Source organism: Vreelandella hamiltonii, from assembly GCF_014651795.1.
In the GTDB taxonomy this organism is placed as follows: Bacteria; Pseudomonadota; Gammaproteobacteria; order Pseudomonadales; family Halomonadaceae; genus Vreelandella; species Vreelandella hamiltonii.
The window spans coordinates 23,949-37,620 of the sequence record NZ_BMXO01000023.1; the positions used below are offsets into that span (position 1 = coordinate 23,949).

Here is a 13,672-nt window from a genome sequence, read left to right on the forward strand (position 1 = left end):
TGGCTCAACGCACTCCCGCGCGGTAGCTATCGGGCTCCAGCCAGAGCTGTTCGTGGAGATCGCCTTTCAGGAAAAATAGTTTCGGGCCCTTACGGAAGTTGAACAGGCGGAATAAATGATAGTGTTCAGAATGGGCGCGCGAACAGTTTAGCTCGTTAGGTGTGATGAAAAACGCGCACTCCTTGGCAAAAGCGGTTGTTTTGACTTCGATCAGCCGGTCACGGCCGTCAGGCTCGAAGGAGCGGATATCGAACCCTAATCCATCCCCCTGAGTCACCGCGACGTGCTCTACCCGCTCAGCCAGCTTATCCAGCCCGGCTTGAAGCAGCCGATGCTGCTCAAACCGCATCACTAGGTGCTCACCTGCAAGCCCTAGCTCACGATTGCGGGTTTCCCGAGCCAAGTAGTCGCGTTTTTGCGGCGGGCGGACCGAATAATCAGCATGAAATTCGCGAACACCTTGTTGCGGTGGTGTCGTTCTAGGAGGTTCGACAATGATACGTTCATCGACGATGCCAACGGTATCCACCACTGGGAGATCAGCAGCCAAACGTGCTGCTCGATCAACGAGCTCGTTGCCTAGCAACAGCTCCTCGACAACGTCAACTAGGCTTTGTTGATAGTTACTACGAGGCTTGTAGCCATCGACATAGGGGCAGTTAGCATCGCGCAACACTGCACTGATATTACAGTGCTTGAACTCAATGGCACCGGCCGAGCGGCCATCAAGCTGTGCCATCAGTGTTCGGTTAAGTGCGCGCTTGTTATAACTTTGCCCGCTCAGTTCCGCTACTAACATCTGCCGGTAGGTAGCAACGATTGCCTCTACCTCCCTTGCACTCCAAGCTGTCGCTCGACTCATGTTCATCACTCAATATTCTGTATCTGCTCCCGCATCTGCTCGATCAGCACCTTCAGCTCTACCGCGCAGCGGGTCGTCTCAGCCACCACGGATTTCGATGACAGCGTGTTGGCTTCGCGGTTGAGCTCCTGCATCAGGAAGTCCAGGCGGCGGCCTTTGGGGCCTTTTTGGGCGAGCTGGTGGCGTACTTCGTCGATATGCGCGGTGAGGCGATCCAGTTCTTCGTCCACGTCGGCTTTTTGGGCCACCAGTACCAGCTCGGCTTCCAGGCGCTGGGGGTCGAGTTCGGTCTTGGCGACTTCTAAACGTTCCAGCAGCTGGGCCCGCTGGCGTTCCAGGATTTGCGGCAGCAGGCTGCGTACGGTGGCCACTTGCTCGCTGACGGCGTCCAGGCGGGTGGTGATCATCTCGGCCAGCTTTTCGCCTTCGCGGGCGCGGGCGTCGATCAGTTCCTTGAGCGCCTGGTCGAACAGCGCTTTGGCGGCGGCCTTGATGGCGTCCTGGTCCAGGTGCTGGGTTTCCATCACACCGGGCTGGTTGAGCAGTGCCAGAGTGGTGGGCGGTACGGCGCTGGGCACCTGCTGCTGAATGGCCGCCAGGGCGTCGGCAATCTCTTGCAGGCGCGCGATGTTCACCGCCGGTGCCTGGGCGGTGTCGGCGCTCTCGAAACGTACGCTGCACTCCACCTTGCCACGCGCCAGGCGGGTACGCAGCGCTTCGCGCAGCAGCGGCTCCAGGTCACGCAGGCTTTCGTGCAAACGAAAATGCGGCTCCAGGTAGCGCTGGTTCACCGAACGTATCTCGACCTGCAGGGTGCCAAAAGGGGCGGCCTGCTCGGCGCGGGCGAAGGCGGTCATGCTGTGAACGTGGCGGGGGCTGGCCATGGGGGCTCCTGTGGGTCGCGTTTTGGTCAGTCTACCTGATCTTGTCGGGGCGGGGTGGCTTGAATGGGCCTGGCCTGAATAGCCCCGTGCCGAGTGGCGTTGACGTGTACAATGGTGGGCCTTTTCAACGTAATGATGATGTGAGGTGCTATGCGTCCTGATGTAGTTCGCCCCAGCGGTCGCGAGGCCAACCAGCTGCGTGAGATTCGTTTGACCCGCGACTTCACGCGCCATGCCGAAGGCTCTGTGCTGGTGGAGTTTGGCGAGACCAAGGTGCTGTGCAACGCCAGCGTGGAAGCAGGCGTACCGCGCTGGTTGCGTGGCAAGAATCAGGGCTGGATTACGGCGGAGTACGGCATGCTGCCCCGCGCCACGCACTCCCGCAGCAACCGCGAAGCCACCCAGGGCAAGCAGGGTGGTCGCACGCTGGAGATTCAGCGGCTGATTGGCCGTAGCCTGCGCGCGGCGGTGAATTTGAAGAAGCTGGGTGAGTTCACCATTACCGTGGATTGCGATGTGATCCAGGCCGATGGCGGCACGCGCACGGCGGCGATTACCGGTGGCTGCGTGGCGCTGGTGGACGCCATTCGCTACCTGCAGCGGGAAAAGAAGATCAAGGGCGACCCCTTCAAGCAGCTGGTCAGCGCCATTTCCGTGGGCATTTACAAGGGCGTGCCGGTGCTGGACCTGGACTACTCGGAAGACAGCAAGGCCGACACCGACCTGAACGTGGTGATGACCGAAAACGCCGAGCTGATCGAGGTGCAGGGCACCGCTGAAGCGGGCGCGTTCAACCGCCAGGAACTGAACGCCATGCTGGACCTGGCCGAAAAAGCCGGTGAAGAGCTGCGCGAGAAGCAGCGTGAAGCGCTGGGCATTCGCGGCTAGGCGGGCCTGAAACGCAACAGGCCAGCGGTAAGCTGGCCTGTTGCCGATGCGACGCGGGAAGTAGCTAACGCTTAGAGCGCTAAATCATACTCAACGATCAGCGGTGCGAACTCGGAGAAGGTCGCATCGTAATCAATCCACGCGTCTACCACATGGCGCCGGAAGTTGGGGCCGACCAGCTGGTAGTCGATCCGCCAGCCTTCCTGCCGGTCCCGGGGTACTTCCTGGTCCAGCTTGGGCCACCAGGTGTATTCGCCAGCATCGCGATTGATCTCGCGGAAGGTGTCGATGAAACCGGTTGGGCCAAGCACCTGGTCCATCCAGGCACGCTCTTCCGGGCGGAAGCCGGAGGTGAGCTGATTGTCCGACCAGTTGGCCAGGTCGACGGTCTTGTGGGCAATGTGCCAGGTACCGCAGATGATGTATTCGCGGCGCTTGCGCGACATCTTCGTCAGGTACTCCTGGTACTGCTCCATGAACGCCTGCTTGGCTTTCTGGTCACTTCCGTCGGGCATCAGGAAAGTGGCAATGCTGAAACGGTCATAGTCCGCCTGCAGAAAGCGCCCTTCGTGATCGCACTGAGGAAACCCCAGGCCGTACATGATGGCCTTGGGGATTTTGCGGCAATAGAGCGCCACACCGGCGAAACCATCCTCCTCGGCATCCAGGAAGTAGCCTTCGTAGCCTTCCGGATAGAGAATATGGTCACCCAGTTCAAAACTTTTTGCCTTGATGTTCTGCACGCAGACCACGTCGGCATCCTGCTGAGCCAGCCAGTCCAGGAAGCCACGGTCGACGGCATCACGAATACCATTGACATTGATGCTGGCAATTTTCATAAATCGTCCCTTTTGCGTCGCTGCTGTATGATACCCGACGTTTAGACGTTTGGGTAAATAGACAAACCAATTCTTGCTATTTAGCCCCGTTTTATTGTTGCGTTTGACTTACATTCCTATCGACCACACCTACCGACAAGAGAACACCGCCGTGGCTACCACTCTACAACCCTACCAACGCGATTTCATTGCCTTCGCTATTGAGCAGGGCGTGCTCAAGTTTGGCGAGTTCACGCTGAAGTCGGGGCGAGTAAGCCCTTACTTTTTCAACGCGGGCCTGTTCCAGACGGGCCGAGCGCTGGCCAAGCTGGGGCGTTTCTATGCCCAGGCGATTGTCGATAGCGGCCTGCAGGCCGATGTGCTGTTCGGCCCGGCCTACAAGGGCATTCCCTTGGCGGCGGTCACCGCGGCGGCCCTGGCCGACCACCACGACCGCGACATGCCCTACGCCTTCAATCGCAAGGAAGCCAAGACCCACGGTGAAGGCGGTAACATCGTGGGTGCTGAGCTGGCGGGCGATATCTTGATCATCGATGACGTGATTACGGCGGGCACGGCCATCCGCGAAGTCATGACCCTGATCGAGCAGAGCGGCGCTCGGGCGGGCGGCGTGATCATTGCTCTGGACCGCCAGGAGCGCGGCCAGGGCGAGCAGAGCGCCATTCAGGAAGTGCAGTCCCAGTATGGCATGCCGGTGGTCAGCATCGTGTCGCTTGAGCAAGTGCTCACATACCTGGAAGAGCAGTCAGGTAGCGACCTCAGCAGCCACGCCGAGGCCGTGCGTGCGTACCGCGACCGCTACGGTATCGCCGGTTAGGTTGCGTCGCCCATGGGCAGTGCGCCAGCGTAGTCTTGTTGGCGCCACGCTTCGTAACTGACCACCGCCACGGCGTTGGAGAGGTTCAGGCTGCGGTTATTGGGCTGCATGGGAATGCGCAGTTTTTGCTCTGCGGGCAGCATGGCGTGCACCTCGGGGGAGAGCCCGGCGGTTTCCGAGCCGAACAGCAGCACATCCCCCGGCTTGAAGGCGGCATCGCTGTGGGCGCGGGTGCCTTTGGTGGTAATCGCCCAGAGAGTGCGCCCCTGCATGGCCGTGTAGAACGCCGCGAAATCAGCGTGACGGGTGACGTTGGCCAGGTCACGGTAATCGAGCCCCGCACGCCGCAGCTTTTTCTCTTCGAGATCGAAGCCCAGCGGTTCGATGAGATGCAGGCGGCAGCCGTTGTTCGCCACCAGGCGCATAATATTGCCCGTATTGGGAGCCATGCGTGGCTCGAAGAGCGCTACTTCAAACATCACTACCTGCCATGATTGGTCTATGGTGCCGTTGTCAGCGCGGCTGATTGTAATGGAAATCACTCGGAAACACTTGTAGAGGTCACCCTTCGCCATGATGCCCCAACCGCCAAAGACGATTCTTGAACGTATCAAAGGGCTCAATCCACGCCAGCAGGAAGCGGTGCGCTACATCGACGGCCCCTGCCTGGTGCTGGCGGGCGCGGGGTCGGGCAAGACCAGCGTGATCACCACCAAGATTGCCTACCTGGTGCAAGAGTGCGGCATGAGCGCCCGCCGGATCGCCGCGGTGACCTTTACCAACAAGGCCGCCCGAGAGATGAAAGAGCGGGTGGGCCAGATGCTGAAGGGCAAGGAGGGCCACGGGCTGACGGTCTCGACCTTCCACAACCTAGGGCTCAACATCATTCGCGGCGAGCTGAAGACCTTGGGCTACAAGCCGGGGTTTTCGCTGTTCGACCCGGAAGACGCCAAGGCGCTGCTGCGGGACTTGATGAACAAGGACGCTCAGGTGGATGCCGAGCAGATCAACGCCGTTCAGGCCAGGATTTCCCAGTGGAAGAACGACCTGGTGCTGCCCGGGGATGCGCTTTCGTTCGCTGCCGATGACGACGAGCATTTCGCGGCACGGGTGTACGAAGCCTACGTTCGCCACCTGAAAGCCTACAACGCGGTGGATTTCGACGACCTGATTCTGCTGCCCGTGGTGCTCTTGCAGCGTGACCCGGAAGCACTGGCCCGCTGGCGGCGCAAAATCCACTACATGCTGGTGGATGAGTACCAGGACACCAACGTTTCCCAGTACCTGCTGGTGAAGCTGCTGATGGCCGAACGCGCCACCTTTACCGTGGTCGGCGACGACGACCAGTCGATTTACGCCTGGCGGGGCGCTCGGCCGGAAAACCTGGTCACCCTGGGGGAGGATTTCCCGCGCTTGAAGGTCATCAAGCTGGAGCAGAATTACCGCTCCACCGGCACGATACTGCGCGCCGCCAACACCCTGATTGCCAACAACCCCCACGTCTACGACAAAACCCTGTGGTCGGAGATGGGCGACGGCGCGCCGATTCGCGTGGTGGTGAACCGCCATGAGGAGGCCGAAGCCGAGCGAGTGGCCAGCGAGATGCTCACTCGGCGCATCAAGGAAAAAGCCGAGTGGCGCGATTTTGCGGTGCTTTACCGAGGCAACTTTCAGGCGCGGCTGCTGGAGCTGAAGCTGCAGCACTACCAGATTCCGTACAAGCTCTCCGGCGGCACGTCGTTTTTCTCGCGTAACGAGATCAAGGACGCCATGGCGTACCTGCGGCTTTTGATCAACCCCGCCGATGACAACGCCTTTTTGCGCATCGTCAACGTGCCTCGGCGTGAAATTGGCCCCGGTACGCTGGAAAAGCTCGCCAACTACGCCACCGAGCGCTCCATTTCGCTGTTTTCCGCCTGCCACGAGCTGGGCCTGGAGCAAATGCTGCCCACCCGCGCCGTGGAGCGGCTGTCGCGCTTTACGCACTTCATCGATGGCGTGCGCAAACGGATGGAGCAGGGCGATGCCATTGCCGCGATACGCGACATGCTGAGAGATATGGATTACGAGGCGTGGCTGTACCAGAACGCCAGCGCCCCGACCATTGCCGAGCGCCGCATGGCCAACGTATGGATTTTGATCGACCAGCTGGAAAAGTCGCTGAACCGCGACCCGGAAGAGAGTACCGCCAGCACCGAGACGGAAACCGACAGCGTCGAGGCCGCTATCTCGCGACTGGTGTTGCGCGACATCCTGGAGCAGCAGGCCGAAGAGGATGACTCGGATCGCGTGCAGCTGCTCACCATGCACGCCTCCAAGGGGCTGGAGTTTCCCCACGTTTATCTGATGGGCTGGGAAGAGGATCTGCTGCCCCACCGTAACGCCATCGAGATGGGCACCGTGGAGGAGGAGCGCCGTCTGGCCTACGTGGGCATTACCCGCGCCCGGCGGACGCTGACGCTGACCCTGGCGCGCCAGCGCAAGGCATATGGCGAACTGATGGACTGCCAGCCTAGCCGCTTTCTGGACGAGCTGCCCGCCGACGACCTGGAGTGGGAGGGCCGCGCCGACAAGGAAGACCCCGACAAGAAGCAGGCTCGGGGCAAGGATGCCATTGCGGGGCTGCGTTCTTTACTCGGCTGAGGGCTCTTTATTGCACTGAAGGCTCCTTAGTGAGCCGAGGGCGTTTGATCGGGAGGTGGCTTTTCAAGGCAAAAAATATCCACAGGGGGTAGGAAGAACCCGCCTGTGGATAGTTTGGATCATCCGCTAACGAAGGATTACTCGGCTTCGGCGACCATGTAGTCGACGATGGCCATGATCTCTTCATCGGAAGCGCTGCTGCCACCGCGCGGCGGCATCACGCCCAGGCCGTTGAACACGCTGGCGTAGAGCTCATCCATTCCTTTGTCGATTCGCGCTGCCCAGGCATCCGCATCGCCCAGCACCGGTGCACCGGCCACACCAGCGGCGTGACAAGCAACACAGCCTGCGCTGGAGTAAAGCGCGGCGCCATCCAGATCGCTACCGCCATTGGCGGCTTCTTCTGTGCTGGCCACTGCTTCGTCTTCGCTGGTGGCTTCTTCAGCCGCGGCGACGTCCTCGCTGGCACCTTCGTCTTCGGCAGCCGCTTCTTCACCACCGCCCAGCTCAGGCACGTCCATCACCGGTTCCAGCAGGTAGGCGGTGGCGGCTTCCATTTCGGCATCTGAGAGGTTGGGGTTGCCGCCGCGGGCAGGCATCGCGCCAATGCCGTTGATCGAGTGCTCGAGCAGCGTGGCAAAGCCCTGCTCGGTACGCTCGGCCCAGGCGCCTTCATCACCACGTACCGGTGCACCGGCAGCGCCCGTCTCGTGACACGCCATGCAAACGCGGTTGTAAATGCCCGCGCCGTCGACCTCGTCACCACCACCACCGCTAGCCGCTGCCGGTGCCGATGCGGTACCACAGTCCTGGCCTTGGAGGCAGAGCTGGCCTACTGGTGCCAGGCGCTCAGCCATTGCGTCACGTGCGGCGTCGTCCAGAGCATAAGCACCCGATGTGCCTGCCATGACGCCGAGGGCCGCCAGCCCGCTCATGATCAGCTTAGATTTCACTCTCACCACCTCTTTGAGTTTTATATAAAACGTTGTGCTTAAGAATCGTGCTTAAGAATCGTGCTTAGGAACCGTGCTCAGGAACCTGACGCTTGATGACGTAGCACTGAACCCCAGCGCACCAACGCTCACTGCCGCCGAAACGCCAAGACATGCCTCTTGGAGTTAGTATACCGAGAACACAAAGGGTAGGAAAATGCTACTAAGCGCGGCAATTCAACTCGGTGGCGGGCAAGACACACCAGCCCAGCAGTTGATGCTCACCCGCAGGCAGCATCCCCGCCTGCCGATAGGCTCGCTGCGCGGGCAGGTTGTTGCGGTCTACCGTCAGCGCCAGCTGGCTTGCGCCCGCCTCGGCCACCATGGCCTGCGCTTGCTGCACCAGTGCCTTGCCTTGCCCCTGGCCGCGCCAGCCAGGCACCAGCCCCATCAACTGAACGCTCCAGTGCTCGCGGCCTGGGCTGGCATCCAGCAGCAGCAGGCCCGCATGGCGGCCCTGCTCCCCCTGCAGGTAATACCAGTGTTCGGAAGCGCTCGATGCCTGGTGATAAAAGCCTTCCAGCAGAGCCTGCGCAGGCAATACATCGCGCAAGGCAGGGCAGTCCAGCGAGCCCTCCCCCACCAGCTCGACCAGTGCCTGCTGCTGAGCGGGCGTCAGCTCATCAAACGGCCGTAGCGGTGGCAGCCCCCGCACGTGAGAAACCGGCCGACAGTGCCAGGCCAATTGATCGAGGGTGGCCAGCCGCTGCATGCCCAGGTTCAGCAATGGCGCTTCCCAGCTCGCCATGGTCTCATCCAGGGCAACGTGACACAGCACCAGCCCTTGGGTCGCCACCCAGCGGTGCAGTTGACTTAGCAGGGGCTCGACAAATTGGTTATTCTGCTTGGGCAACCATAGCTGCGCGATGCGGTTTTCCTGGCACTCTACCCAGGCGGAAGCGCAGACTCGCCCTGCCTGGCAGGCCACCCACAGGCCCGACCACCCCTCGGGCCGTGTGCTGGCCTTGACCAGCGCCTGCTGTAGCGCAGCCTGCTGGGCAGGATGGTGGACGGCAGCCAACTGCAGCAGCGCCTCGCGCCGTTGATGCGCCGGGCAGACCATGATCGACGTTGCCGGGTGGGTCGAGAACATGCCAAATAGCCTTGTCGCCAGCAGGCGCAACACAACAAGAGGAGTGGCCCGTCAGTATGCGAATTTTATTGGTGGAAGATGACCCTAGCCTGGCATCGGGCATTCGCATGGCGCTAAAGCCCGAGCATTACACGGTCGATCATCTGACCGATGGTGACACGGCCCTGGTCGCACTGCAAAACGAACCGTTCGATGCCGTGATTCTGGACCTGGGCCTGCCCACCATGGACGGCATTGAGCTGCTGCAAACCCTGCGCCGCCAGGGGCATCAGGTGCCCATTCTGGTGCTGACGGCCCGCGACGCCGTCGAGAGCCGCATTGCCGGGCTGGACGCGGGTGCCGACGACTACTTGACCAAACCCTTCGAAGTGGATGAGCTGAAAGCGCGCCTGCGGGCCTTGTTACGCCGCAGCCAGGGCCAGCCCAACGGCCTGCTCTCCTGCCGGGGGATCAGCTTAAACCCTCAAACCCTCACCGTGCACTACCAGCAGCAGACCATTCCCCTGTCGCGTCGCGAGCTGGCACTGCTGCAGGAGTTCATGAGCCACCCGGGGCGCGTCTTCACCCGTGATACGTTGGCCCGGCTGGTGTACGGCTGGGAAGAGGACGTGGAAAGCAATGCCATCGAGGTCCATATCCATCACCTGCGGCGCAAGCTGTTTCCGGATGCCATCCGCACCGTGCGGGGCATTGGCTATGTGATGGAAAAAACGGGCAAGGAGAGCTGATGCGCTCCATTCGTCGCCGCACGCTGGGGCTCGTGCTGCTGGTATTCGGCGTGAGCATGTTCATCATCGGTTTCATCAGCTATCGCTTTGCGGCACAGGAAATCGAAGAGTTGCACGACCGCAGCCTGGCGCAAAACGCCCGTTTGCTGGAGGGCCTGCTACAAGCTCCCTTGCCTGCCCAGGACCGCACGCTGCTGCTGAGAAGCCTGGAGAGCGCCTTGCTGCAGCCCGGCACCACAGAGCCACCGGATTTGAGCGATGGCTATACCCACCAGCTGGCGTTTCAGCTGTGGGAGGGCAACCAGCTGCTGCTGCGTTCCGATAACGCCCCGGCGACCCCGCTGGTGAGCCAGCCGGTCGGGTATTCGACCGCCACCCTGGGGGAGCAGACCTGGCGGGTCTACGTGCTTTCGATGGCAGATGCCAACAAGCGGGTCATCGTCAGCGAACGCCAGGATGTACGCGCGGCGCTGACCCGCGAAGTGGCGCTGCGCACGCTACTACCAGACCTGATCGGCCTGCCTCTGCTCACCCTGCTGCTGTGGTGGTCGATTGGCTGGGGGCTGGCGCCGCTGTCACGCATGGCGGAACAGATACGCAGCCGCGATCCTAACAACCTCCAGCCGCTGTCATTGCAGCCCCTTCCTCAGGAGCTGGATACCATTGCTGGGGCACTCAACCGCTTGCTGGCGCGTTTACAGCAGATGCGTATTCGCGAAAAGCGCTTCATCGCCGATGCCACCCACGAGCTGCGTACGCCGCTGGCGATTCTCGATCTGCACGCTCAAAACGCGCTGGCCGCCGATAACCGCGCGGATCGTGAAGAGTCGCTGCACCATTTGCGCAGCGGCGTGGCCCGTTCGACGCGGCTGGTGGCCCAACTATTGACCCTGGCAAGGCTGGACCCCGAAGAGGAGCCGCTACCCGAAATCCGCCATGCCGACGTGCGGCAAGAGACCCAGGAGACTCTGGCGAAACTCCTGCCGCTGGCCACGGAGCGCCGCCAGCAGCTGCATATGGAAGTCGAAGAGCAGCAGAGCTGGCTCATGGAAGAGGAGCCCGGGGCCATCGAGACCCTGGTACAGAACCTGGTGGGCAACGCCTTTCAACACTCGCCACCCAGTGGGGCTGTGACGGTGCACCTGAGCGCGTCCCATCACCACATCACGCTAATGGTCGATGACCAGGGCAAGGGGATTCCGCCCAGCGAGCGCAGCCGAGTCGTGGAGCGCTTTCAGCGTGCAGGGCCTGGGGCGGGCGCTGGGCTGGGCTTATCGATCGTCGAACGCATCGTGAAACGCCATGGAGGCACCCTGTTACTGGAGGAGGCACCCAGTGGAGGCCTGCGGGTACGCGCCACGTTGGCGAGAGATGCGTTGACCCAGCGCCAGGCAAAAGAATGAGAAAAAATGTAACAGATTCTGGCTGTTAAGATTTCGATAAGAATTCCGTGCAACTGTGAAGGTACAGAGCAGGCAATCAGTCAATGACCTGTTATTCACCCCACGGAGGTACCCCCGATGAATTCACTGCTGAAATCTCACAAAGCCCTTATCCAATTTGGCACTACCCCGCTGCTGACTACCCCGGCCGCCAAGACGTTGACGCCGGATAGCCCAGCGCTGTCGGTTCTGACCGATTTCACCAAGGTGGTGCCGCAATCTGTCGCTGGCGATACCCCCATCGATGAAGCCCATCAGAAGATGCGCCACGGCGGTGTTCGCCTGCTGTTCGTGATGGACAAGCAGAATCACTGCGTCGGCGTGCTGTCGGCCAAGGAAGTAATTGGCTCACGGCGCATCAATATCGCCATGCAGCAGCGCAACCTGGAACGCTCCGACGTCACCGCCGACATGATCATGACGCCCTGGGAAAAACTCAGCGCCATGCCAATAGAGCAGCTGAAAGCGCTCACTATCGAGGATCTGGTGCGGTCCATGGAAACGTTTGCCGAGCAACACCTGCTGATTACCGAGCAGACGGCCAATCATGAACTCAGCGTGCGAGGAATCGTATCGGCCACGGACATTCAAGCCGTCATGGGCAAGCAGGCCAAAGGGAAAGCGGATGCCACGGTCGTGCCCATGGCCCGCAGCTTCGCCGACATTTGCCAAGTGGTCACCGGCCACGACTTATAAGTTTCCACTCGCTTACCAATAAAAACGCCCCTTATCTTTTTGATAAGGGGCGTTTTTATTTGCCTGCCCAGCGGCCAGCGCTGGGCAAACGATCGGTTTTCAAAACAAGCTGGCGTTGATCATCAGGTGCGCCGCAATACTGGCCGCATAGCCCAGTAAGATGGCGGGTACCCAACGCAAGTGCACGGCAAAGGTGTAAATGCCCCGTGCCTGCCCCATCAGCGCCACCCCAGCGGCAGACCCCATGGAAAGCAGGCTACCGCCCACCCCCGCCGTCAGGGTAATCAACAGCCAGTTGCCTTCGCTCATGTCTGGCGCCATGGAGAGCACGGCAAACATCACGGGGATGTTATCCACTACGGCGGAAATCAGGCCCAGCACCACGTTGGCCCAGACCGGGTTCCAACCGCCATACAGCGTTTCAGACAGCAGGCTGAGATAGCCCATGAAGCCCAGGCCACCGACACACATGACGACTCCGTAGAAGAACAGCAGCGTGTCCCACTCGGAGCGCGCAATCCGGCTGAAGATATCGAACGGCACCACGCTGCCCAGTTGCTCCAGCTTTTGCCAATCGCCACGGCGAGAGTAGCGCTCGCGCTTGCGCTCCAGGGAGCGAGGCAGGCTGCGACGCAGGTAGTAGCCAAAGAACTGCAGCAGGCCCAGGCCAAACATCATGCCCATGGCAGGGGGGAGATACAGGATCGAATGGCACAGTACCGAGATGGCCACGGTGATCAGGAACAGCAAGATGATGCGCTTCGCGCCGCGCTTCATCCAGACGTTCTCGGTCAAGGCAGCGGGCTGACGGTTGACGAGGAAGAAGTTCATGATCAGCGCAGGCACCATGAAATTGACGATGGCGGGCAGCAGCAGCACGAAGAAGCCTTCGAACGGCACTTGCCCGGCTTGCCATACCATCAGCGTGGTAATGTCGCCAAACGGGCTGAAGGCGCCCCCTGCGTTGGAAGCAACCACCACGTTGACACAGCACAGGCTGATGAACTTGTTGTCTCCCTCAGCCACTTTCAAGACGACGGCACACATCAGCATGGCCGTGGTCATGTTGTTGGCAATCGCGGAGATGGCAAACGCAAGACAGCCGGTAATCCAGAACAGGGTTCGGTAGCTGAACCCCTTGCGCACCAGCCAGGCGCGCAGCGAATCGAAGATACGCCGCTCTTCCATGGCGTTGATGTAGGTCATCGCCACCAGCAGGAACAGCAGCAGCTCGGTGTACTCCAGCAGCGTCTCCTTGAAGGCTTCTTCTGCTTCATGAGGCATGCCGGCCTGCACGTACACCCAAGCCACCATGGCCCAGATCAGTCCCGCCGCCACCAACACCGGCTTGGACTTGCGCATGTGGATAATTTCTTCGCTCATGACCAGTGCATAAGCAAGAATGAAAATGATAACGGCGGCAATACCGGCCATCGAGGTGGTCAGGTCTAGCGGGCCGGCAGCAGCAAACACAAAGGAAGGAAAGAGGGTCAAGCAGAGGGCGGTCAACAACCGAGCAGCGCGGCGGGAGGCGTGCCGTGCTACAAGGGCGTCTGGTGGTTTCATGGCAGTGTGGTCCTGGCAGGATAAGAGAGTACCGCCACGATGATAAGCACACTAACTATGTGCTGCAACGCAGCGATCGCGCATAAGATGCGGCCATTCGCCGCATCCTGTAAAGCATTTTATCGAACATCGCGAAAAACCTCGTACTTCTAGTGCGAGGATGGATAGCGAGGGGCGCGAGAGCGCCCCTAGTCCGGCCTCGATTGTTGCTCAATATACTGC

13 protein-coding genes are annotated in these 13,672 nt (G+C 60.9%); 6 read left to right on the forward strand and 7 right to left on the reverse strand.

All coding sequences use genetic code 11. The features are described from left to right. Window positions 1-4 precede the first annotated feature (4 nt). Complete coding sequence (locus IE061_RS17465; protein ID WP_052196414.1) at window positions 5-862, reverse strand: protein NO VEIN domain-containing protein; 858 nt, start codon at window positions 860-862, stop codon at window positions 5-7. A 5-nt stretch (window positions 863-867) separates the two neighbouring features. Then, a complete protein-coding gene (locus IE061_RS17470; protein ID WP_039178968.1) occupies window positions 868-1,746 on the reverse strand; it encodes a YicC/YloC family endoribonuclease in 879 nt (292 codons plus the stop codon). A gap of 150 nt (window positions 1,747-1,896) precedes the next feature. Between IE061_RS17470 and rph the strand changes: the two genes are divergently transcribed. Continuing rightward, window positions 1,897-2,634 carry a ribonuclease PH gene (rph, locus tag IE061_RS17475; protein ID WP_193462179.1) on the forward strand — a complete coding sequence of 246 codons (738 nt, stop codon included), beginning with the start codon at window positions 1,897-1,899 and terminating at the stop codon, window positions 2,632-2,634. A 71-nt stretch (window positions 2,635-2,705) separates the two neighbouring features. Here rph and IE061_RS17480 read toward each other — a convergent pair whose 3' ends face one another. After that, complete coding sequence (locus IE061_RS17480) at window positions 2,706-3,473, reverse strand: exodeoxyribonuclease III (RefSeq protein ID WP_016915559.1); 768 nt, start codon at window positions 3,471-3,473, stop codon at window positions 2,706-2,708. Window positions 3,474-3,624: 151 nt separating this feature from the next. Between IE061_RS17480 and pyrE the strand changes: the two genes are divergently transcribed. After that, on the forward strand, window positions 3,625-4,290 hold the full coding sequence (gene pyrE, locus IE061_RS17485; RefSeq protein ID WP_016915560.1) for an orotate phosphoribosyltransferase: 666 nt from the start codon (window positions 3,625-3,627) through the stop codon (window positions 4,288-4,290). On the opposite strand, the gene IE061_RS17490 is transcribed toward pyrE, so the two are convergent. Continuing rightward, window positions 4,287-4,769 carry a tRNA (cytidine(34)-2'-O)-methyltransferase gene (locus IE061_RS17490; protein WP_039178973.1) on the reverse strand — a complete coding sequence of 161 codons (483 nt, stop codon included), beginning with the start codon at window positions 4,767-4,769 and terminating at the stop codon, window positions 4,287-4,289. The genes pyrE and IE061_RS17490 overlap by 4 nt on opposite strands. A 94-nt stretch (window positions 4,770-4,863) precedes the next feature. Here IE061_RS17490 and rep point away from each other — a divergent pair, with 94 nt between their 5' ends. Continuing rightward, a complete protein-coding gene (gene rep / locus IE061_RS17495) occupies window positions 4,864-6,933 on the forward strand; it encodes a DNA helicase Rep (protein WP_193462180.1) in 2,070 nt (689 codons plus the stop codon). 137 nt (window positions 6,934-7,070) lie between these two features. Here the strand turns inward: rep and IE061_RS17500 are convergent, their stop codons facing one another. Next, entirely contained in the window at window positions 7,071-7,886 is an 816-nt protein-coding gene (locus tag IE061_RS17500; protein WP_016915563.1) for a c-type cytochrome, read from the reverse strand. Window positions 7,887-8,088: 202 nt separating this feature from the next. Then, window positions 8,089-9,018, reverse strand: a complete 930-nt coding sequence (locus IE061_RS17505; protein ID WP_193462181.1) for a GNAT family N-acetyltransferase — start codon at window positions 9,016-9,018, stop codon at window positions 8,089-8,091. A 56-nt stretch (window positions 9,019-9,074) separates the two neighbouring features. Here IE061_RS17505 and IE061_RS17510 point away from each other — a divergent pair, with 56 nt between their 5' ends. From IE061_RS17510 to IE061_RS17520, 3 genes are all read left to right on the forward strand, one after another. After that, window positions 9,075-9,746, forward strand: a complete 672-nt coding sequence (locus tag IE061_RS17510; RefSeq protein ID WP_016915565.1) for a response regulator transcription factor — start codon at window positions 9,075-9,077, stop codon at window positions 9,744-9,746. Further along, on the forward strand, window positions 9,746-11,149 hold the full coding sequence (locus IE061_RS17515; protein WP_193462182.1) for an ATP-binding protein: 1,404 nt from the start codon (window positions 9,746-9,748) through the stop codon (window positions 11,147-11,149). Before IE061_RS17510 ends, IE061_RS17515 begins: the two co-directional genes overlap by 1 nt. Window positions 11,150-11,266: 117 nt before the next feature. After that, window positions 11,267-11,884, forward strand: a complete 618-nt coding sequence (locus tag IE061_RS17520; RefSeq protein ID WP_016915567.1) for a CBS domain-containing protein — start codon at window positions 11,267-11,269, stop codon at window positions 11,882-11,884. Window positions 11,885-11,983: 99 nt separating this feature from the next. Here the strand turns inward: IE061_RS17520 and nhaD are convergent, their stop codons facing one another. After that, on the reverse strand, window positions 11,984-13,450 hold the full coding sequence (nhaD, locus tag IE061_RS17525) for a sodium:proton antiporter NhaD (RefSeq protein WP_016915568.1): 1,467 nt from the start codon (window positions 13,448-13,450) through the stop codon (window positions 11,984-11,986). Between the last annotated feature and the right edge of the window lie 222 nt (window positions 13,451-13,672).

Excerpts from the sequence above, each read along its gene's own strand:
- IE061_RS17505 (WP_193462181.1), bottom strand. The coding sequence starts at position 9,018 with ATGTTCTCGACCCACCCGGCAACGTCGATCATGGTCTGCCCGGCGCAT.
- rph (WP_193462179.1), top strand. The coding sequence starts at position 1,897 with ATGCGTCCTGATGTAGTTCGCCCCAGCGGTCGCGAGGCCAACCAGCTG.
- IE061_RS17465 (WP_052196414.1), bottom strand. The coding sequence starts at position 862 with ATGAGTCGAGCGACAGCTTGGAGTGCAAGGGAGGTAGAGGCAATCGTT.
- IE061_RS17490 (WP_039178973.1), bottom strand. The coding sequence starts at position 4,769 with ATGTTTGAAGTAGCGCTCTTCGAGCCACGCATGGCTCCCAATACGGGC.
- rep (WP_193462180.1), top strand. The coding sequence starts at position 4,864 with ATGATGCCCCAACCGCCAAAGACGATTCTTGAACGTATCAAAGGGCTC.
- IE061_RS17515 (WP_193462182.1), top strand. The coding sequence starts at position 9,746 with ATGCGCTCCATTCGTCGCCGCACGCTGGGGCTCGTGCTGCTGGTATTC.
- IE061_RS17520 (WP_016915567.1), top strand. The coding sequence starts at position 11,267 with ATGAATTCACTGCTGAAATCTCACAAAGCCCTTATCCAATTTGGCACT.
- nhaD (WP_016915568.1), bottom strand. The coding sequence starts at position 13,450 with ATGAAACCACCAGACGCCCTTGTAGCACGGCACGCCTCCCGCCGCGCT.
- IE061_RS17480 (WP_016915559.1), bottom strand. The coding sequence starts at position 3,473 with ATGAAAATTGCCAGCATCAATGTCAATGGTATTCGTGATGCCGTCGAC.
- IE061_RS17510 (WP_016915565.1), top strand. The coding sequence starts at position 9,075 with ATGCGAATTTTATTGGTGGAAGATGACCCTAGCCTGGCATCGGGCATT.
- IE061_RS17470 (WP_039178968.1), bottom strand. The coding sequence starts at position 1,746 with ATGGCCAGCCCCCGCCACGTTCACAGCATGACCGCCTTCGCCCGCGCC.